This is a genomic window from Rhodococcus sp. NPDC058532, from assembly GCF_042719255.1.
Lineage (GTDB): Bacteria > Actinomycetota > Actinomycetes > Mycobacteriales > Mycobacteriaceae > Rhodococcus_G.
On sequence record NZ_JBHXNU010000005.1, the window covers coordinates 13,776 to 34,670 of the forward strand.

14 protein-coding genes and 1 pseudogene are annotated in these 20,895 nt (G+C 70.8%); 7 read left to right on the top strand and 8 right to left on the bottom strand.

Annotated features, from left to right (window positions below; genetic code table 11):
- The first annotated feature begins 38 nt into the window (after positions 1-38).
- From ACFWQG_RS07990 to mshC, 4 genes are all read left to right on the top strand, one after another.
- Positions 39-749: a histidine phosphatase family protein gene (locus tag ACFWQG_RS07990; RefSeq protein WP_378507068.1), complete on the top strand. Its 711-nt coding sequence runs from the start codon at positions 39-41 to the stop codon at positions 747-749.
- Positions 750-814: 65 nt separating this feature from the next.
- Complete coding sequence (locus ACFWQG_RS07995; protein ID WP_378507069.1) at positions 815-1,399, top strand: DUF3090 domain-containing protein; 585 nt, start codon at positions 815-817, stop codon at positions 1,397-1,399.
- 3 nt (positions 1,400-1,402) lie between these two features.
- Positions 1,403-2,230 carry an SCO1664 family protein gene (locus ACFWQG_RS08000; RefSeq protein WP_378507070.1) on the top strand — a complete coding sequence of 276 codons (828 nt, stop codon included), beginning with the start codon at positions 1,403-1,405 and terminating at the stop codon, positions 2,228-2,230.
- 47 nt (positions 2,231-2,277) lie between these two features.
- A complete protein-coding gene (mshC, locus tag ACFWQG_RS08005) occupies positions 2,278-3,519 on the top strand; it encodes a cysteine--1-D-myo-inosityl 2-amino-2-deoxy-alpha-D-glucopyranoside ligase (protein ID WP_378507071.1) in 1,242 nt (413 codons plus the stop codon).
- Between the two features lie 16 nt (positions 3,520-3,535).
- On the opposite strand, the gene ACFWQG_RS08010 is transcribed toward mshC, so the two are convergent.
- From ACFWQG_RS08010 to ACFWQG_RS08020, 3 genes are read right to left on the bottom strand one after another with little or no spacing between them, the layout of a single operon-like run.
- On the bottom strand, positions 3,536-7,723 hold the full coding sequence (locus ACFWQG_RS08010) for a TIGR02680 family protein (protein WP_378507072.1): 4,188 nt from the start codon (positions 7,721-7,723) through the stop codon (positions 3,536-3,538).
- A 13-nt stretch (positions 7,724-7,736) separates the two neighbouring features.
- A complete protein-coding gene (locus tag ACFWQG_RS08015) occupies positions 7,737-9,116 on the bottom strand; it encodes a TIGR02678 family protein (protein ID WP_378507273.1) in 1,380 nt (459 codons plus the stop codon).
- 11 nt (positions 9,117-9,127) lie between these two features.
- Positions 9,128-10,585: a TIGR02677 family protein gene (locus tag ACFWQG_RS08020; RefSeq protein ID WP_378507274.1), complete on the bottom strand. Its 1,458-nt coding sequence runs from the start codon at positions 10,583-10,585 to the stop codon at positions 9,128-9,130.
- Positions 10,586-10,788: 203 nt separating this feature from the next.
- Between ACFWQG_RS08020 and ACFWQG_RS08025 the strand changes: the two are divergent.
- The 3 genes and pseudogenes from ACFWQG_RS08025 to ACFWQG_RS08035 all read left to right on the top strand — a co-directional run.
- Positions 10,789-10,965: pseudogene (locus tag ACFWQG_RS08025) on the top strand (MgtC/SapB family protein); the annotation flags it as partial.
- A gap of 43 nt (positions 10,966-11,008) precedes the next feature.
- Positions 11,009-11,308: a hypothetical protein gene (locus ACFWQG_RS08030; RefSeq protein WP_378507289.1), complete on the top strand. Its 300-nt coding sequence runs from the start codon at positions 11,009-11,011 to the stop codon at positions 11,306-11,308.
- 31 nt (positions 11,309-11,339) lie between these two features.
- Entirely contained in the window at positions 11,340-13,136 is a 1,797-nt protein-coding gene (locus tag ACFWQG_RS08035; protein ID WP_378507073.1) for a molybdopterin-dependent oxidoreductase, read from the top strand.
- A gap of 60 nt (positions 13,137-13,196) precedes the next feature.
- Here ACFWQG_RS08035 and ACFWQG_RS08040 read toward each other — a convergent pair whose 3' ends face one another.
- From ACFWQG_RS08040 to ACFWQG_RS08060, 5 genes are all read right to left on the bottom strand, one after another.
- On the bottom strand, positions 13,197-13,838 hold the full coding sequence (locus ACFWQG_RS08040) for an MspA family porin (protein ID WP_378507074.1): 642 nt from the start codon (positions 13,836-13,838) through the stop codon (positions 13,197-13,199).
- 169 nt (positions 13,839-14,007) lie between these two features.
- Complete coding sequence (gene narI / locus ACFWQG_RS08045) at positions 14,008-14,742, bottom strand: respiratory nitrate reductase subunit gamma (RefSeq protein WP_378507075.1); 735 nt, start codon at positions 14,740-14,742, stop codon at positions 14,008-14,010.
- Positions 14,739-15,464: a nitrate reductase molybdenum cofactor assembly chaperone gene (gene narJ, locus ACFWQG_RS08050; RefSeq protein ID WP_378507076.1), complete on the bottom strand. Its 726-nt coding sequence runs from the start codon at positions 15,462-15,464 to the stop codon at positions 14,739-14,741. The genes narI and narJ overlap by 4 nt, the downstream gene beginning before the upstream one ends.
- Positions 15,464-17,101, bottom strand: a complete 1,638-nt coding sequence (gene narH / locus ACFWQG_RS08055; protein ID WP_378507275.1) for a nitrate reductase subunit beta — start codon at positions 17,099-17,101, stop codon at positions 15,464-15,466. Before narH ends, narJ begins: the two co-directional genes overlap by 1 nt.
- Before the next feature lie 42 nt (positions 17,102-17,143).
- The gene (locus ACFWQG_RS08060; protein ID WP_378507077.1) at positions 17,144-20,818 is read right to left on the bottom strand and encodes a nitrate reductase subunit alpha; all 3,675 of its coding nucleotides are present in this window, start codon (positions 20,816-20,818) and stop codon (positions 17,144-17,146) included.
- Between the last annotated feature and the right edge of the window lie 77 nt (positions 20,819-20,895).

Consider the following 20,895-nt stretch of genomic DNA (forward strand, 5'->3'; position numbering starts at 1 on the left):
ATCCGACCCCGTCCACAGATCCGACCTAGTCTGAATCCATGACGGTGATCCTGGTGCGGCACGGCCGCTCGACGGCGAACACGTCCGGTGTGCTCGCGGGACGCAGCCCCGGCATCGACCTCGACGACCTCGGCCGCGACCAGGCGGAGTCCCTCGTCGGGCGCCTCGCCGGGCTCGACGTCGCCGAGATCGTGCGGTCCCCGCTGCTGCGCTGCGAGCGCACGGTCGCGCCGCTCGCCGAGAAGCTGGGCCTGACGCCGGTCGTGGACGAGGGACTCGCCGAGGTCGACTACGGGCGGTGGACCGGCAGGCCGATCAAGGACCTGCTCGCCGAGCCGCTGTGGAAGGTGGTGCAGCAGCACCCCTCCGCGGCGGTGTTCCCCGACGGGGAGGGGTTGGCGCAGGTGCAGGCCCGCGCCGTCGCCGCGATCCGCAGGCACGACACCCGACTGGCCGCCGAGCACGATCGGGACGTCGTGTGGATCGCGTGCAGCCACGGTGACGTGATCAAGTCCGTCCTCGCCGACGCGCTCGGCAACCACCTCGACGGCTTCCAACGGATCGTCGTCGAACCGGCGTCGGTCAGCGTCGTCCGGTACACCCCGACCCGGCCGTTCGTGCTGCGGATGAACGACACCGGCGCCGACCTGAGCGGACTGAACGCGTCCGCCGCCGCGTCCCCTGCCGGGGTCGGCGCGTCCGACGCGGTCCCCGGCGGTGCGGCGGGAACCTCGGGGAAGGGCGGATAATGGGATCGGGTGGACACCCGAACGCAACCCGACCGTGTGACGGCCCGATCAGGTGGAGGTGCTGAATGTCCCGAGCGATTCACGTCTTTCGCACCCCGGACCGGTTCGTCGCGGGCACCGTCGGTGAGCCGGGTGACCGCGCGTTTTATCTGCAGGCGGTGCACGACACGCGGGTGGTCAGCGTGCTCCTGGAGAAGCAGCAGGTGCAGGTGCTCGCGGACCGGATGGGGCTGCTGCTCGACGAGGTGCACCGGCGGTTCGGCACCGCGGTGCCGCCGCACGAGGCCGAACCCAGCGACACCAATCCGCTGGTGACGCCGATCGATGCCGAGTTCCGGGTCGGGACGATGGGACTGGGCTGGGATTCCGATGCCGGGGCGGTCGTCGTCGAACTGCTGGCGGTGTCCGAGTCGGAGGTCGACGAGTCGGTGGTCCTCGACGACGTGGACGAGGGCCCGGATGCGGTCCGGGTGTTCCTCACTCCGCTGCAGGCCCGGGAGTTCGCGGTGCGGTCCGAGCGGGTCATCTCGGCCGGGCGGGCGCCGTGCCCGCTGTGCGGGGAGCCGCTGTCGCCGGAGGGGCACGTGTGTGTGCGGACCAACGGCTACCGGCGCGGCGCGACCTTCGCCCGACCCGACGGCGAGAGCTGACCGTTGCGCACGCCCGATCCCGACACCCCAGGCGCCACCGGCGCGGACCTGCTTGCCACCGGCGACCTGACGGTCCTCGGCCGGATCGTGTCGGCAAGCAACACGACGCTGGTGTGCGAGGCGACCGCGGAGGGACGCACCCAGCGCTGCGTCTACAAGCCGATCCGCGGGGAGCGCCCGCTGTGGGACTTCCCCGACGGCACCCTCGCCGGACGGGAGGTCGCCTCGTACCTGGTGTCCGAGGCGCTCGGGTGGGGCGTGATCCCGCGCACCATCCTGCGTGACGGCCCCTACGGTCCGGGGATGGTGCAGCGGTGGGTTCCGACACCCGAGACCGCCGGGGAGCGCGGCGAACGCCTCGACCTGGTCGACATCTGCCCGCCGGACCGGGTCCCCGACGGGTGGTTTCCGGTGCTCCACGCCTACGACGGCGACGGCGAGGAGGTGGCGTTGATCCACGCCGACGATCCGCGGTTGCGGCGGATGGCGGTGCTTGACGTGATCCTGAACAACGCCGACCGCAAGGGCGGCCACGCGCTCGAGGGCATCGACGGGTCCGTGTACGGGGTGGACCACGGCATCTGCCTGCATTCCGAGGACAAGCTGCGAACGGTGTTGTGGGGGTGGGCCGGACAGCCGATCGGTGGGGAACTGCTCGCCGACATCGACGTGCTTGAGGGGGCCCTCGGTGGTGACCTCGGCGACCGGTTGTCCGAGCACGTCACCGACGTGGAGGTTGCGGCGTTGCGGCGCCGCACCCGCGCCGTGCTGACGGATCCGGTGATGCCGCTGCCGAGCAGTCACCGCCCGATTCCCTGGCCCGCCTTCTGATCCGTCCCTTCGGTCGGGTGACCGGACGGTCCGATAGGCTCGACGACATGCAGTCCTGGTCCGACATCGCCGTTCCCCCCGTACCTGGTCAGGGGCCGCCGCTGCGGCTCCACGACACCGCGGACCGCCGCGTGCGACCCGTCACCCCGGGGCCGACGGCGACGATGTACGTGTGCGGGATCACTCCCTACGACGCGACGCATCTCGGTCATGCCGCGACCTATCTGGCGTTCGACCTGGTGAACCGGCTCTGGCGCGACGCGGGCCACGACGTGCACTACGTGCAGAACGTCACCGACGTCGACGACCCGCTGTTCGAGCGCGCCGAGCGGGACGGCGAGGACTGGGTGGTGCTCGGCATGCGCGAGACCGCGCTGTTCCGGGAGGACATGGAGGCGCTGCGGGTGCTGCCGCCCCGCGACTACATCGGCGCCGTTGAGTCGGTGAACGAGGTCGTCGAGATGGTCGGCAAGATGCTCGCCGCGGGCGCCGCATACGTCGTCGACGACGCCGAGTACCCGGACGTGTACTTCCGCGTTGATGCCACCGAGCAGTTCGGCTACGAATCCGGCTACGACCGGCCGACGATGGAGCGCTTCTTCGCCGAACGCGGCGGCGACCCGGGCCGCCCCGGGAAGCAGGACCCGCTCGACGCGCTGGTGTGGCGGGCCCGCAGGCCGGGTGAGCCGTCCTGGCCGTCGCCGTTCGGGGAGGGGCGGCCGGGTTGGCACGTCGAGTGCTCCGCGATCGCGCTGAACCGCATCGGGTCCGGCTTCGACGTCCAGGGCGGCGGCAGCGACCTGATCTTCCCACACCACGAGTTCTCCGCCGCGCACGCGGAATCCGTTGTGTGCGAACGGCGTTTCGCTCGTCACTATGTGCACACCGGGATGATCGGCCTGGACGGCGAGAAGATGTCGAAGAGTCGGGGCAACCTGGTGTTCGTCTCCAAGCTGCGCGGCGAGGGCGTGGATCCGATGGCGATCCGCCTTGGCCTGCTGTCCGGGCACTACCGCGAGGACCGGGCCTGGACCGGTGACGTGCTCGCGGCCGCCGAGCAGCGGCTCGCGCTGTGGCGGCGGGCGGCGGCCCTGCCGACCGGGCAGAACGCCGACGACACGGTCGCGCGGCTGCGTCAGCATCTCGCCGACGACCTCGATACCCCGAAGGCCCTCGATGCGCTCGACGGCTGGGCCCGCAGGGCCGTCGACCACGGCGGCTCCGACGCGGCCGCGCCCGGACTGTTCTCCGATGCGGTCGACGCGCTGCTGGGAGTCTCGCTGCGCTGACCCGGCCCGCGCAGCGTCACACTTCCAGGAGGGCGAGGCTGCCGTCGATCGAGGTCGGAACCCGCCTGCGCAGCGGCGACCCGAGCGCCCTGGCCAGGTTGGTGCCGTCGTGCTCCGACATCAGCATGCCGCCGTCCCACACCATCAGCGTCGCGCTGACCGTGTGCTCCGGCGTCGAATGGGACAGGTCGTAGTGCGCGCACCCGGGCACGTCGGGGTATGTGACCCACAGGTCGTAGCCGGTCATGAACAGGTCAAGGTCGAACTGCACGCTCAGCCCGAGCAGCTCGCTGCGGCCGTTGTCGTCGACCCCGGCGAACGCCTCGTCGAGGCCGAGCAGTCGCGGCGCGTGCGGATCAGCGGAGGAGAGCATGGCGTGCGCGGCCGCGAACAGCGGCAGGTGCAGCGACACCGACTGCTCACCGCCGGACAGGGCCCCGTGCCGGGCCGCGGTGAGCCGCTCCTCGGTGCCGTCCCCGGAGACCAGGGACAGTGAGAACACCCGCCAGCGCCGGTAGTCCAGCGCTTCGGTGAGGATCTCGGGGTACGCGCGCTCCGGGTGCGCGGCCCGCAGCGCGCGAATCCGGGTCGCGAAATGCGCTCGGATGGTGGCCAGTTCGTCCGGGCCGAGTGCGGAGGCGTCGCGGTCGAGCAGCTTCGAGACGGCGCGGGTCGGCTCGTCGAGGCTGTCCGCCAGCACCCAGTGCACGCCGATCGTGGTCCCCGACGACATGCGGCGTTCCCGCATCTCCGACGACATCTGCGCGATCAGGTCGCGGGCGTCGACGGTGCGCTCGTGGATCTGGTGGGCGAGACCGGTCAGCAGCGCGTCCTCAAGGATGCGCCGTTCCGAGTCGGTGAGTAGCAACTGCTGGTCGGCGCGGCGCGCGGAGATCAGCGCGGCGAAGTCGCCGATCGAGGACAGCCCCTGGTCGTGCTGGACCGTCACGGTGGTCAGGCCGTCCGCGGCGTCCCACCGCAGCCGGTAGTCCTGGCCCGCTGCCGCGAGTCGGGCGTCGAAGTCCTGCAGGGCACCGGTGAGGGCGGACCGGGTGGACTTGCCCGCCGCCTCGGACACCTTCACGCTGGCCGTCGCGGACTCGAGCGCCGCCTGCAGCGCCGCGACCTCGTCCGGGACCACCGCGACGGGTGCTCCCGGTTCGGTGTCGATCCGGTACACCAGCTGGTCGGTGGTCAGCCAGGCCGCATCCGACGCCGGCCACCCGTGCGCGGTGTCGACGCCGAGCAACTCAAGCAGATCGCGCCGGGCGTAGGGGGCGAGACGCTGAGCGTCGGAACGGGTTTCGGTGATCGCCCCGCGCAGGGCAAGGGCGGCGGCGCCGTGCGCGCCCTCGGTCTTGCCGATCCACTCGACGGCGCTGTCATAGGCCCTGCGGGCGGCCCGCTGCTCGGTCGTCGCCGCGTCGATGTGGTCCCGGGCCCTCGCGATCTCGGCGTCGATCTCGTCGGCACCCGCGCCGAGCGAGTCCCGCAGCGTCTGCAGGTTCTGCTCCTGGTGCTCAAGCTTGGCCACGGCAAGCTCGGCTTCCTCGGTGAACTCCTCCGCGACGTCCCGAGCCTCCGCGTGCCGGTCGGCGGCCTCGCGGCGATGCTCGTTCTCCTTCTCCCGGTCCCGGCGACAGCGCACCACCAGGTCGCCGCGGGTCTCGAAGTGCCGGATCGCGGCGGCGAGGGCGTCCAGCGCCGGTCCCCACGCGGCATCGGCGCCGGGGCTGGCGGACGGCACCCGGTGCCGGGCCGCGGCCTCCCGCAGCGCGCGGTCCCGGACCGCGAGCTCGGCGATCGCCTGGTCCAGTTCCTGCTGCGTCGCCGACGCGGCCTCGTCGCGGCTGCGCAGCGCGCCCGCCGCCTCGGACACGGCACGCAGCGCCGACTGCACGGTGGACGGGCGCGGCAGGGCCCGGCCCGCGGCGGTCAGCGCGGTGACCAGGTCGGCGGCCGCGGACTGCTCGTCGAGGGCCCGGTCGCGGCGCCGCTGAGCCTGCTCGAGTGCGGCGTCGAGGTCGCGCAGCCGCTGCTCGCGGCGGCGTTGCCGGGCGGTGACCCCGATGAACTCCGCCGCGGCCTTGGTGTGCCTGCCCACCTGGATCCCCTGGCGGAACCGGCCGGTCACGCCAACACCCGGACCGTCGCCCGACCCGGTGTGCAGCGCAATCGAACTCAGCAATGCGCCGACGCGCTCGGCAGGCACACCCGTGTCGGGCTCGGCGACGAGCACGTCCGCCAGGGTGGCCCCGTCCGGCCGATCCGCGGCGGGCAGCGGCACCAGGAACTGCTCCGACTCGTGGTCGGGCAGGGGGCCGTCGGCGGCGGGCACCCAGCCGTCGAGCAGCTGTGCGGCGGTCAGCGCGGCCTCGATCCCGGCCGCGTCGGCGGCATCGACGTGGTCGGCGAACCGGACCAGCCGCCACAGCGGCGCCCCGGACAGCGTCGACCGGTCATCGGTCCGGAACGGGATCGGGGGCGGGGCGTCGTCGTGTTCGGCCGCGATCCGCGCCCGATCGGCGGTCAGCGCCGTGATCTCGGCGGTGGCCTGCGCGGCATCGGTTTCGGCCCTGGCCCGCCCGGCGCGCACCGTGTCGATCGGGTCGGTGGTGTGGCCGTCGAGGATCTCGGTGAACGTCGGCGCCTCGTCGTCGCCGATCGTGGCGACCGACTCGTGCAGCTCCACGAACAGGTCGCTGGAGATGCCGACCCGCGCGTACAGCGACGAGTGCGTGGTCCACCAGCGGCGGACCGCGGTCGACGTTTCGGAGCGGGCCAGCGCGGTCCGCGCCTCCGCCTCCTTGACGGCGACGATGGCTGCCTCGAGCAATTCCCGGCCGCGGTCCGTGGCCCGCTGCGCCCGCTCCCGTTCGGCTCCTGCGCGCTGCGCCGCGGCCACCGCCTCGCGGACCACGCGCACGTCGCCGGTCCGTTCCTCCGCGTGCCCGCGGACCGTGGTGGTGAGCTGGTCGCCGCGGGCCTCGTCCGGCAGTGCCGCCCAGTCGATCCCGGCGTCCGTCGCCGCGGACTGCAGCTCGTCCTCGGCGCGGGCCAGCGCGTCGACGGCCCGGGTCACCCTGGCCTGCGACTGCGCCGCCTCCTCCGCGCGCTGCGCGAGACTCGACTGCGCCTTGCGGGCCTTGTCGGACTGCGCCTCGGTCGACCGGTGTAGGTCCGCGACCACCGCGGCGAGATCATCGAGTTGTTGCTTGCCCTCGTAGGCAGTCGACCGCTGCAGCGTCTCCAACTCGCCGCGGGCCAGGTCGAGGGCGCGGTCGGCCGCCGCGACCCGCTGCTCCGACTCGGCCCGCTCGGTCTGCCTGCGGGTCCGGTCGGCGACGGCCGCCTCCAGCGCGGCGGTCGCGGCGGTCACCGCCTCGATGCGGCGGGCAACCTGTTCGACGTCGGTTCGTGCCTGCTGGCGCAGGTACTTCGTGTACACGCCGATGAACGACCCGGTGGCCTGATCGGCGGCGGTGAGCCCCTCGAGCGCGCGGCCCACCTCCTCCATGTCGCTGAACGAGCGCGCCGCCTCCAGCACCAGGTGCTCGTCGAGCGGACGCAGGCCGTCGGTCAATGCCTGCGACAGCCCCTTCGGGTCCAGGTTCTTCGCGAGCTGCGGTCGGCGCAGCGTCAGGATCAGCGTGATGAGCTGGTCGTAGCGCTGCGCACCGAGCCCGAACAGCCGTGCGTCGATCGCCGCCCGATAGTCCACCGGCCGGTCACAGATCGCGTCCCCGCCGATCTGCTCGGCAAGCTGCTTCTTGGTCACCGGCTGGTCCCCGGCGGCCAGCAGGGAAAAGTCGACGCCGACCCGGCCGTCGGCGACGAAATGCCACCGCGTCACCTTGTCGTTCTGCCTGCTCGCCCGCATGCCGATGCCGACGGTGACGGCCTCCGGGTCCGCGGCGTCGCCGCGGGCGAACTCCATCCACACGTAGGCGTGCACGCTGTCTTCGCCGCGGTAGAGCAGGTTCGACTTCATCGTCCGCTCCTCACCGGCGAACGGGTTCAGCCGCCGCGGCTCGATGCGGCCGTCCAGGACGAACGGGAACAGCACCTCGAGGGCCTTCGTCTTGCCGGAGCCGTTCGGGCCGCGCAGCACCAGACGACCGTCCGCGAACGAGAACTCCTGGTCCCGGTAGTCCCACAGGTTGACGATTCCCGCGCGGGTGGGGCGAAAACGCGCACTGGCCATGTGAAGTCAGCCTCTACTTCTCGTCGGTGGGGAGGTCGGGATCGGTCGGGGTGGCGCCGACGGACAGCAGGTCCGGTTCGGGTGCCCGCTCGCGGATCGTCACCACCACCCCGCGGTATCGCGCCAGCGCGGGCAGCGCCAGCACGCCGCCGTCGATGCGGCGCAGCAGCCGCTGCCCGTCCAATAGGTCGACGGCCCGCCGCTGCAGGCCGGCCGGGTCGGCCTGCCACTGCGCGGCGAACGTCCGGCCGAACCTGTCGACGAGGTCGGCGACCCGTGTCTCGATCCAGCTGTGCTCGATGAACGGGTACCGCGTCGACGGCGCGTCCGGGTCGACCGTGTCCGCGGGCCGGTCGAGGAGGTCGTGCAGCACGCTCGCCTGCGGGATCGCGGCATCGAGCTGCCCGACCAGGTCCGAGGTCGGCGTCGTGGGCAGCGGCAGCAGCACCGGTTCGGGGGCGTCGGGGTCACCGATCCGGTCGGCGATCTCCCCGCACAGCAGCAGCGCCACCTGCGCGATGGTGCCGGTGCCGGGGAACCGGACGTCGGACAGTCGTCCGGACGGGTCGATCAGCGCGACGCCCTCGGCGCGGCGTTCGGCGACCAGTCCGGTCAGCAGTTCCACATCGGCGGCGGTCCGGGGCAGCGCGAGCTGGAGCCGTTCGTCGTCGTCCAAGTCGTCCGCGTACACCACCGGCTGCTGCACCAGGGCGCGCCGCACCCGGCGCGCGGTCTCCCGCGCTGCGGTGTCCGGGGTGGCGGTGTCCTCGGCGGGCGCGGCGAGCAGCCCGCGCACCGACGACAGGTGCTGCAGTGCCTTGGGCGGACGGAACAGTGCGATCACCACGGAGCGGTCGATGTCGTAAAGCGCTTCGCCCGCTTCGGGATTCGACGCCCAACCGCCCGCATCGCCGTCCGCGAGGGTGATCGCGCCGCGGGCCGCCAGCCACCCGACGGCATCGACGAATGCGTCCCGGTCCGCGGCGCGCTCCGTGGACAACTCCACCGCCGGCACCTGCGACGCCTCGGCGGCGACGTGCTCGGCGAGCTCGGAGAGGGTGATCTGGTTGCCAGCCCGCCCGAGCGCAGCGAGAACCAGCGCCAGGTACGCGTACCGGCGCCGGTCGAAGGTGCGGTCCCCGGCGGTACGGGCGGGCGCCGTCGGATCGAGCCGGTCGGCCGCGGTGAACAACCGCGCCGTCGTCTCGGTCACCTCGAGCCGGTAGCCGAACAGTTCCAGCAGATCGTCCCGCAGTTCGGTGGTCCAGCGCCGCAGCAGCGGCAGCGCGGCAGCGTCCGGATAGGTCGCGGTGACCAGGTGATTGGCCAGGATCACCCGCGCGGCCCGCTGGTAGGACTCGAGCATCAGCGGCGAGATCTCCCGCGCCGACAACTGTGCGGCCCTCACTGCACCCTCACCCGCAGCCGGTCCAGGTGCAGTCGCCCGCGCGTCGTCTGCACCGTCGTCGACGTGTCGTGCGGCTCGAGGGTCAACTGCACACCGTGCTCCGATCCGGTGGACCCGCGGACGGTGCCGCTGACCGCGACCCGCGCGGACAGGGCGGTGGTGAGCAGGCTCAGCAGCACCTCGGTCTCCTGATCGTCGAGGACCCGCTCGTAGGCGCCGCCCGCGGCGAGCGAACGCGCGGCCTCGGCCCGGGCGCGTTGCGCGGCGAGTTGAGCCGCACGCAACCGGCGGATACCGGCGTCGTTGCGCTGCACCCGGCTCGGTGCCCCGGCCGCGGCGGGTCGGCCGGTTTCGGCGAGGGTGCGGGAGATCTCCACCGGCGGTGCGTCCCACCAGGACCGGGTGTCGGGGATGACGTCCGCGTCGGGATGCACCGTCGACAGGTGCCGCGGACGGCCGAGGTCGAACACCGCCTGGAACAGGGCGTGCGCCGCGTCCTCGGTGGGGGCGGCGGCGAACCACCCGGCGAGGTGCCGGAGCTGACTCTCCCTGCTGACGCCGCCGCGGCGGGTCTCGGTGACGCGCCGCAGCAGCGACAGCACCGCGGCGATCGCGCTCATCGTGCCCTCCCGCAGCCGCTCCGATTCGCTGACGGTCCCGGGAACGGGCACGAACCACTGCCGCACCCCCGCCCACCGCGCCGCCCAGTCGGCCTCGCGCTCCACCGCCGGGAGGAACACGCGTTCGTCGGCGACGGCGGCCCTGGCCAGCAGCGCGGGCATGCCGGTGTCCTCGACCGCGGTGATTGCCGAAGCCAGCTTGGGCGTGTACCGGGCGAGGTCGGAACCGAACTCTCGCATGTGGGTGAGCAGCGCGTCCTTGTGGGTGAGGAATGCCTCCGGGGTGACCTCGGTGGTGCGGACCAGGTTTCCGAGGGTGAGGTAGAACTGCGCGGCCCGCGATGCCAGGCCGGACAGGGTGTCGTCGAGGCGGCGCAGCGTGCGGTAGATCAGTTCACCGTCCCCCGCACGGTTCGCCGCGGCGAGTCCGTGCAGGTCGGCGAGCAGGTCGGGCAGCGCCAACCGGGACAGCGCCGCCTCGTCGAGGCGGGCGCCGAGCACCTCCTCCACCGCCAGGAACGCCTGGTAGCCGAGCTGGCTGAACTGGTAGACGAAGTGCCGGTTGCGGTACTCGGCGAGGGTCGCGGCGCGGGTTCCGTCGTAGCTGCGCTCGAGCACACCCCACACGTGCAGCTGGTCGAGCAGGGGAGTGACCTCCGCGGCGGTGAGCGTCCGATCGCCGGGCCGGCCCGGGCCCGCCGTCCGGTCGAGGGTCGCGGCGACCTCACCGGCGTGCAGCAGCACCACGTAGTTCGCGCGGGCGTGGTCGAACGCGCGGAGCACGGACAGGTAGTCGGTGCGCTTCTCCGCGGTCGCGAACGCGAACAGGCGCAGCCGGTCACCCGTGACATAGGCGTCGGCGTGGCCGCCGCCCGTGACACAGGCGTCGGGAGCGGTCGCTGGGGCGGAATCGGTCACCGTGACAGGGTAGGGGAGCAGGGGCGGTCCATCGAGCAGCCCCGGCCGTGCGGGCGGTCCGAACCCCGGGAACCCCGACCGGCGCCGCCGGACCGGAGCACAATGGGAAGCCGGTGGACGTGCAGTGGTGGGGACAGACAACCGGGCAGGGCTGGCCGCAGCTTCTTGCGCTCGGCTATGCACTCGTGTTGTGCTCCGCGATCGGGTTCGAGCGCGAGGTCCGCCACAAGAGCGCGGGTGTGCGGACGTACGCGATCGTGGGAACGGGATCGGCGTTGTTCGTGCTGATCAGCAAGTTCGGGTTCGGCGACGTCCTCCAGCGCGGGCTACTTCGTCGTGATGTACCTGTATCCACCGATTCTGCAGAGAATCCCGGGAATCCGATCGCCCCGGGAGCCGATCCGGCTGCGCTACCTCGACGGCCGTGGACTGCTGCGTCAGGTTCTCAAGACGGCGACCGAGATGGGCTTCTCCGTGACCCACATCGATACCACCCACTCGGGCGACGCGGGTTTCGTACGCCTCGTCATGGACGTGGAGGGCCGCGGCGATCCGGTTCGGCTCGCCGATCGGCTCGCCGCGATCGACGGAGTCTTTGACGTGTCGGCAGGCGATCGGGACGAGATCGACGACGAATGACCGATCCGCGGGTCAGGCGTAGCATCCGGGTATGGGGAATGTCGAAGGACATAACCCAGACAGGTCAACCACTTCCACTCGGTCCGGGCGACCCGACACCGCGGTCGCCGCCTATCGAACCGACCTGCAGCCCGGCGAGGATGCGCTGAATCTCGACACCTGGGCCGGTGGACTGTCGAACACCCGAGCGCTCGCCCCGCGGGTGCGGCTCGGACGCGGCACCTGGTTCAACCTGCTGTGGTTACTTCCACTCGGATTCATCGTCCTGCTCGTCGCGGTCGCGGTCGCGAAGGGGTTGTACGACAACGCCTCGGTGCAGGCGTTCATGACCCGGCACCCCGGCACTCATGTGCCGCCGGAGTCGGCGGCCGATCCGGGGATCCCGGCCTGGGTCGGGGTGCTGCACTTCTTCAATCTCTTCATGATGATGTTCATCATCCGGTCCGGGCTGCAGATCCTCGTCGACCATCCGCGGCTGTACTGGACCCGCGGCAGCACCCCGGGACGGGAATGGTTCCGGGTGCAGAAGCCGGTGCCCGACGATCCGCTGTGGACGGCCAAGGACGACTCGGTGGGGCTGCCCGCCCAGGTCGGGCTGCCCGGGGTCCGGCACACCATCGGCCTCGCCCGCTGGTGGCACCTCGGGGTGGACGTACTGTGGCTGGTCAACGGGCTCGTCTTCTACGTGCTGCTGTTCACCACCGGCCAGTGGCGGCACCTGGTGCCGACGAGCTGGGAGGTGTTCCCCAACGCCGTCACCGTCACCATCGAATACCTGTCGCTGAACTGGCCCGACACCAACGGATGGGTCGCGTACAACAGCCTGCAACTGCTCACCTACTTCCTGACCGTGTTCGTCGCGGCACCGCTCGCGGTGCTGTCCGGGCTGTGCATGTCGCCCGCGCTGTCGACCCGGTTCACCCGGATCAGCAACGTGGTCAACATTCAGGTGGCGCGCTCGGTGCACTTCCTGGTGCTGGTCTGGTTCCTGCTGTTCATCACGATCCATGTCACCTTCGTGGTGACCACCGGGGTGCTGCGCAACCTCAACCACATGTTCGGCGCCCGCGACGACGACAGCTGGGTCGGCTTCGGGGTGTTCTCCGTCGCCCTGGTGATCGTGCTGCTCGGCTGGGTCGCGGCCACCCCGGTCACGCTGCGGCACCCGCGGATCGTGCAGCGGGTCGGGTACGCCCTGATCGGGCCCGCGCAGCGGCTGTTTGAGCACGCCGACGCCCGGCCGGGCGCGCTGACCGAACAGGACATCTCCCCGTACCTGTGGCACAACGGCACCTACCCGGACAGCGCCGAGTACCGGCACCTGTACGACACCGATTTCGCGGACTACCGGCTCCGGATCCACGGGCTCGTCGATCATCCCGTTGAGCTGTCGCTGGCGGATCTGCGTGCGCTGCCGTACCACGAGCAGATCACCCAGCACTTCTGCATCCAGGGCTGGTCGGGTGTCGCGAAATGGGGCGGCGTGTCGATGCAGACGATCCTCGACCTGGTCACGCCGCTGCCCGAGGCGCGGTGGGTGGTGTTCTACTCGCTGGCAGAGGGGGCGAACGGCGGCACCTACTACGACGCGCACGCGATCGACCAGATGAGCCACCACCTGACGATGCTCGCCTACAACATGAACGATGCCCCGCTGACCTACGGGCACGGTGCCCCGCTGCGGCTGCGCAACGAGGTGCAACACGGGTTCAAGCACGTCAAGTGGATCCGCGGCATCGAGTTCGTCACCCGCTTCTCCGATGTGGGCGGCGGGCACGGCGGCTACAACGAGGACCACGAGTACTACGGCTACCGGCAGTCGCTGTGAGGACGGACAACCGTGCCCGGGGCAATCGCCCCGGGCACGGTCGTGGTGCTGCCGTTGGCGTCAGACCTGGAACGGGACCCCGTAGGTGACCACGATGTCGCCGCTCGCCAACTGCACGCGGGCGTAGGGCCGGATCGACACCGCGCCGATGGCGCCGGCGACGGACCCGTGCACCCCGGACATCCGGACCAGTGCGCTGGCGCCGTCGAACGGCTTGTCCAGCAGGATCGGCACGTCCGTGATCCCGCCGGGCTCGAGGTCGATGTCGAGGGACTGGGACGGGATGATGTCGCCGACGAGGTCGGTGCCGCCGCCGAAGTCGATCCCGATGATCGGCTCGCCAAGCAGGTCGGCGAAGCCGATGTTGAAGTCGCTTCCGGTGACGAAACCGAGGGCGGGGGTGTTGAGGCCGATGGTGGCGCCCGCCAGCGCGATCGGGTAGCCGATCTGGTAGCCGACGGTGAGCAGGCTGCCCTCGAGGGCGTCCGCGCCGGGCCCGGTGATGTTGACCCCGGCGTATCCGCTGTGGAAGAACTCCCGCGACAGCGGGGACCCGTCGAGCGGCGGCACCGAGGTGAACCGGGTGTCGCCCTGGAGCACCTCGATGTTCTGGCCCGCCCCGGACATCATCGAGCTGACATTGTCGACCTCGGCGGCCGCGGTGCCGGAACCGAGCAGCAGGCCGGTCACCGCCAGCGCCATCGCGCCGGAGGCGATGCGACCGCGGTGACGGCGGGGAGTGGGGTGTCGTCGGGGAGTAACAGCAGGCAGCTTCATGAGGTGGCCCGTCCGCTCGTTGAGGAGAGTGTGTCCTGACGCACTGCAGTTCGGGATGGACTCTATCGCCTGCGCATCCCCGTCGCACCGAACTTCACGCGCGCGTCCGGTTCGCCGTCTCCCAGGCCCGGTCGTAGCGGTTGCCGCCCGGGCGCTTCGGGTCCTTGCTGCGGTACACCACATACGGCCGGCCCAGGTAGCCGAGCGGCGCGCTGAACACGTGCACGAGGCGGGTGTACGGCCAGATCGCGAGCAGGGCAAGCACCGTCAGCCCGTGCAGTTGGAAACTCAACGGCACCCCGACCATCAGCTCCGGCATCGGCTGCAGCGAGAACAGGCTGCGGAACCACGGCGATACCGTTGACCGGTAGTCGTAGCTGCCGAGGATCAGGTTTTCGCCGAGCGTGTTGACCATGCCGGTCGCGATCACCGCGACGAACAGCACATACATGATCCTGTCGCTGGTGCTGCTCGCCTTCCGGACGCTCGGCACCGCGATCCTGCGGTAGACGAGGATCGACAGCCCCGCGACGGTCGCGAGCCCGGCGGGGACGCCGAGGCCGACGGCCATCAGGTGGTACGCGTGGTCGGAGATGCCGACCGCGCGTGTCCAACTCGCGGGGATCAGCACACCGCCGACATGGCCAGCGAGCACCGCCAGGATCCCGAAGTGGAACAGCGGGCTGCCGAGGCGCAGCAGCCGCGACTCGTACATCTGCGACGAGCGGGTGGTCCAGCCGAACTGGTCCTTGCGGTACCGCCACACATGCCCGACCACGAACGAGGTCAGCGCGATGTACGGGAGGGTCAGCCAGAGCAGGGTGCTCACCGGGGAACTCCGATCTGCGGGATGTCGAGGAACTGAGGTTCGGCGCCGACCGGCGGATGCAGCGAGGGATCCAGGGCATAGGTGTCGAGGCCGACGGCGTCCTCGGGCGGGCCCTCCGCCGCCAGCTTCACCACCTGGGCGCGGTCCTCCGTATCCAGGCCGGGCAGCGTCGCGCACAGCGCGTCCAGCACGGCCGCGTAGGGGGAGTCGCCGTCCCGCAGGGACAGCCGCAGCACCTCGAGCACCGCGCGATGGGTGATCAGCAGCCGCCGGCCGCGGGCCGGGTCGGTGGTGGCGGCGAACTCGAGGACCACCGGCAGGAAGTCGGGCAGCTCGTGGTCGCCGAGCTCGAGGCCCGCGTTGCGATACGCGGTCTTGAAGCGCAGCAGCGCCATTCCGCGCCCGCGGGTGTCGCCGTAGGCGTAGTACGACAGGTGCAGGCTCGACCGGCGGCGCAGGTCGAACGTCTCGACGTAGCGGGCGGCGAGCGCGATCGGTTCCTGCCCGCGCAGGTGGTCGATGCAGGACAGCAGGCTCGGCCCGGCGGGCGCCGGGATCTGCTCCGCCGCGGACCGGAGATCGTCGAGCAGGTCCAGCGTCGACGGGTGCGGGTAGTCCAGGACGAGCGCGGCGATCCGCCAGACCAGACGCTGCTGCGTTTCGGTGAGTTCCCCGACGGCCGCACGCGTGCGCCGCCCACGGAGCAGTCCGATGCCCGCCATCAGGACTCCTGCCTAGTTCCGGCGGGGACGAGTCCGTCGGTGCTGCGGCCGTCCCAGTTCAGCAGGTTGATCCGGCGTTCCTTGTTCTCCGGCGCCGCCGTGTTGGTGTCCTCCCCGACGAGGTGGAACTTGTCGGCAACCACGTCGAACGCGGTCATGCCAGGCCCGCCTGCGCTCGGTCCGCCCATGCCCGGGCCGCCGTCGTCGTCGAGGCTGCAGCCGGTGGCGAGCGCGTCGAGTCGGTGCGCGTCCGAGCCTGCGCCGGTCGGGATCACGTACCGGTCCTCGTATTTCGCGAGCGCGAGCAGCCGGTACATCGCGGTCAGCTCGTCCGGTGTCAGCCGGACCGCGGCCGCGACCTCCGGCTTGAGTGCCTCGCCGAGGTTCACCTGCCGCATGTGCGCGCGCATCGCGGCGAGGCGTTGCAGCGACGCCCGCACCGGCCCGACCTCACCGGCGGTGAACAGTTCCGCCAGGTACTCGACGGGGATGCGCAGCGAGTCGATGGCGCCGAACAGGTTGTCGGCCTCCTCGCCGTCGTGCCCGGTGTCCGAGAGCGCCTCGACCATCGGCGACAGCGGCGGGATGTACCAGACCATCGGCATGGTGCGGTATTCCGGGTGCAGCGGCAGCGCCACCTGGTAGTCGACGATCAGCTTGTAGACCGGCGAGTTTTGGGCGGCCTCAATGAACTCGGCGGAGATGCCTGCCCGTTCGGCCTCGGCGACCACCCGCGGATCGTGCGGGTTGAGGAACACCCCCAGCTGCGACGGATAGAGGTCCTTCTCGTCGGTGACCGACGCCGCCTCGAGGACCGCGTCGGCGTCGTACAGCATCACGCCGATGTAGCGGAGCCTGCCGACGCACGTCTCCGAGCAGATGGTCGGGATGCCGACCTCGATCCGCGGGTAGCAGAACGTGCACTTCTCGGCCTTGCCGGTCTTGTGGTTGAAGTAGATCTTCTTGTAGGGGCAGCCGGTGACGCACTGCCGCCAGCCCCGGCACTTGTCCTGGTCGACGAGCACGATGCCGTCCTCGGACCGCTTGTAGATCGCACCCGACGGGCACGACGCCGCGCACGCCGGGTTCAGGCAGTGCTCGCAGATCCGCGGCAGGTAGAACATGAACGTCTGCTCGAACTCGAGCTTGACCTTGTCGGACACCCTGGCCAGCAGCGGATCCCGGCCCACCTGCTCCGGCCCGGAGCCGAGGTCGTCGTCCCAGTTCGCGCCCCAGGTGACCTTGGTGTCCTCGCCGGTGAGCAGCGACTTCGGCCGGGCCACCGGGACGGTGTCCGACGGCGGCGACGCGAGCAGGTTGTCGTAGTCGTAGGTCCACGGCTCGTAGTAGTCCTCGACGGTCGGCAGGTCCGGGTTCGCGAAGATGCCAAGGAGCCGCTTGAACCGCGACCCGGACTTGAGGGTCAGCTTGCCGCGCTTGTTCAGCGTCCAGCCGCCCTTCCACTGCTCCTGGTCCTGGTACCGCCGCGGATAGCCCTGCCCGGGGCGGGTTTCGACGTTGTTGAACCACGCGTACTCGACGCCGCCGCGGTTGGTCCACGCCTGCTTGCAGGTGACGCTGCAGGTGTGGCAGCCGATGCACTTGTCGAGGTTCATCACCATCGCCATCTGTGCCATGACCCTCATGATTTGCTCACTCCGCAGGCTCCGCTCGGCATGTCAGTACGTCACTTCCTGGTCGCGGCGGCGGATCGTGGTGACCTCGTCGCGCTGGTTTCCGGTGGGGCCGTGGTAGTTCAGGGCGAAGGACTGCTGCGCGTAGCCGCCGATCAGGTGGGACGGCTTGATCATCACGCGGGTCAGCGCGTTGTGGATGCCGCCGCGCTTGCCGGTGCGTTCGGTCCGCGGGACGTCCACGGCCCGGTCCTGCGCGTGGTACATGAACACGGTGCCCTCGGGCATCCGGTGGCTGACGATCGCGCGGGCGACGACGATGCCGTTGCGGTTGGTTGCCTCGATCCAGTCGTTGTCCGCGACACCGATCTTCGCGGCGTCCACGTCCGACATCCAGATCGTCTGCCCGCCGCGGGAGAGGGTCAGCATGTGCAGGTTGTCCTGGTACGCGGAGTGAATCGACCACTTCGAATGCGGGGTCAGGTAGCGGACGGTGACCGTGCCGCCGACCCCATTGCCGTGGGTCTCGCCGACCGCCGGCTCGGAGAAGAGTGCGGTCATGTCCAGCGGCGGCCGGAAGATCGGCAGCTGCTCACCGAGTTCGGCCATCCAGTCGTGGTCGAGGTAGAAGTGCTGCCTGCCGGTCAGGGTGTGCCACGGCTTGAGCCGTTCGGTGTTGATCGTGAACGGCGAGTAGCGGCGCCCGCCGGTCTCGCTGCCCGACCACTCCGGTGACGTGATGACCGGCACCGGGCGGGCCTGGGTGTCGGAGAACCGGATCCGGGTGCCCTCGTTCTCCGCGGCCAGGTCCACCAGCTGCGTTCCGGTGCGTTCCTGCAGGTGCTCGAAGCCCTGGGTGGCGAGCCTGCCGTTGGTGGTGCCGGACAGCGACAGGATGGCCTCGGCGGCGTGCCGGTCCTTGGCCAGTGACGGTCGCCCGGCAGCGACCCCGGACACCGCGGTCCCGTTGACGGCGCGCAGGTACTCGACCTCCTCGGTGGGGAAGGTGGTGACGCCCTTGGTGGTCAGGCCGAGTTCCTCCACCAGCGGGCCGAGCGCGGCCATCTTCTCCGCGATCGTGGTGTAGTCGCGTTCGACCACCACCAGCTTCGGCATCGTCTTGCCCGGGATCGGTTCGCATTCACCGCGTTTCCAGTCCAGGACCGTGCCGCCGGGCTGGGCGGTCGCATCGGCGGTGTCGTGCAGCAGCGGCATCGCGACAATGTCGCGGCGGGTGCCCAGGTGCTTCTCGGCGAGCCAGCTGAAGCCGCGGGCAATCCGGTGGAACGCCTCGAAGTCCGTTTTCGTCTCCCACGGCGGCGAGATGGCCGGCGAGAAGGCGTGGACGAACGGGTGCATGTCGGTCGAGGACAGGTCGTGCTTCTCGTACCAGGTTGCCGCGGGCAGCACCACGTCCGAGAACAGCGTGGTGCTGGTCATCCGGAAGTCGAGGGTGGTGAGCAGGTCCAGCTTCCCGTTCGGGGCCTCGTCCCGCCACACCAGCTCCTCCGGGTGCACGCCGGTCGAGTCCGAGGCGCGCAGGTTGGAGCCGGCGCCGAGCAGGTGCTGCAGGAAGTACTCGTTGCCCTTCGCGGACGAGCCGAGCAGGTTCGAGCGCCACACGATCAGGGTGCGGGGGAAGTTCTCCGGCGCATCCGGATCCTCGACCGCGAACTGCAGGTGCCCCGTCTTCAATCCGTCGACGACGTGCTCGGCGGCGTCCTTGCCGAGCCGCTCCGCCTCGTCCGCGAGGTCGAGGGGGTTCCGGTTGAAGGTGGGGTAGGTCGGCATCCAGCCGAGCCGCGACGCGAGCGCGATGTTGTCGGCGGCGGTGCGGCCCGCGAACGCGCCGTCGGCGAGCGGCGACGCCATCGCCTCGGAGGTGAACGGGTCGTACCGCCACTGGTCGGTGGCCAGGTACCAGAAGATGGTGCCCTGCATCTGCCGCGCGGGCCGCACCCAGTCGGAACCGAATGCCAGTGTCGCCCAGCCGGTCACCGGGCGGCACTTCTCCTGCCCGACGTAGTGCGCCCAGCCGCCGCCGTTGACGCCCTGGCAGCCGGTGAGCAGCGTCAACGTCAGGAAGGATCGGTAGATCTGGTCGGAGTGGAACCAGTGGTTGGTGCCCGCGCCCATCAGGATCATCGACCGGCCGCCGGAGCGGTCGGCGTTGTCGGCGAACTCGCGGGCCACCCGCGCCGCCGAGGCCGCGGGGACGCCGGTGATGCCCTCCTGCCAGGCCGGGGTGTACGGCTCGTCGGCGTCGTCGTAGCCGGTCGGCCAGGTGCCGGGCAGGTCGTCCCGGTGCACGCCGTACTGGGCGAGCATCAGGTCGAACACGGTCGTCACGAGGCGTCCGGCGACCGTGCACACCGGGACACCGCGCCGCAGCACGCCGGGGCTCGCGGTGTCGTAGCGGGGTAGGTCGACCGCCACGGTGTCCGGGGACCCGTACAGGCTGAGCTGCGGGTCCACGCCCTGGAGGTCGAGATTCCACCTGCCCTTCCCGGACTCGGTGAACCGGTCGCCGAGTGACCCGTTCGGCACGACCGGCCGCCCGGTCGCCGAGTCGAGCAGCACCGTCTGGTGCAGCGCACCCTCTCCGGTGTCGCCGAGATCGGCTGCGGTGAGGAACTTTCCGGGCACGTAGCCGTCGCCGCGGGGGTCGAGGGCGATCAGGTACGGCAGGTCGGTGTACTGCTTGACATACTCGACGAACCGGGGAACCTGCTTGTCGACGAAGAACTCCCGCAGGATGACGTGCCCCATCGCCATTGCCAGCGCCCCGTCGGTGCCCGGTCGCGCGGGCAGCCACTGGTCGGCGAACTTGGTGTTGTCGGCGTAGTCGGGGGAGACCACGACGACCTTCTGCCCGCGGTACCGGGCCTCGGTCATGTAGTGCGCGTCCGGGGTTCGGGTGACGGGGACGTTCGAGCCCCACATGATCAGGTAGCCGGCGTCGAACCAGTCCGCCGATTCGGGGACGTCGGTCTGGTCGCCGAACACCTGCGGGGAGGCCTCCGGCAGGTCGGCGTACCAGTCGTAGAAGGAGAGCATCGCCCCGCCGAGCAGCGAGATGAACCGGGCGCCGATCGCGTGGCTGACCATCGACATCGCCGGGATCGGCGAGAACCCCGCTACCCGGTCCGGCCCGTACCGCTTGATGGTGTGCACGTGCGCGGCGGCGACGATCTCCGCGGCCTCCCACCACTCGGCGCGCACCAGCCCGCCCTTCCCGCGGGCCGCCTTGTACGTCGTCGACTTCTCCGGATCGTCGGCGATGTCCGCCCAGGCCAATACCGGATCCTTCAGCCGGGCCTTCGCCTCGCGGTACATCTCCAGCAGCACCCCACGCACGTACGGGTAGCGGACCCGCGACGGCGAGTACGTGTACCAGGAGAACGACGCCCCGCGCGGGCAGCCCCGCGGCTCGTACTCGGGCTTGTCGGGGCCGATCGACGGGTAGTCGGTCTGCTGCGCCTCCCAGGTAATGACGCCGTCCTTGACGTAGATCTTCCACGAGCAGGACCCGGTGCAGTTCACGCCGTGCGTCGAGCGGACCACCTTGTCGTAGGACATGCGGTCGCGGTAGAAGTCGTCGGAGGTGCGGCCGCCGACCTGGTGCAGGGTGCGCAGGTCGGAGGAGGCCTCCCCGCGCTGGAAGTGCCTACCGAACCGGAGCAGCGCGTCTGCGTCCAGCTTGCCGGTGTTCTGGGACATGGAAACCTCTCGAGTAGCTGCCGAGCGGGTTCCCTAATGTCACATTGGGTGTCGTCACGTGACCCGATGTGACATTA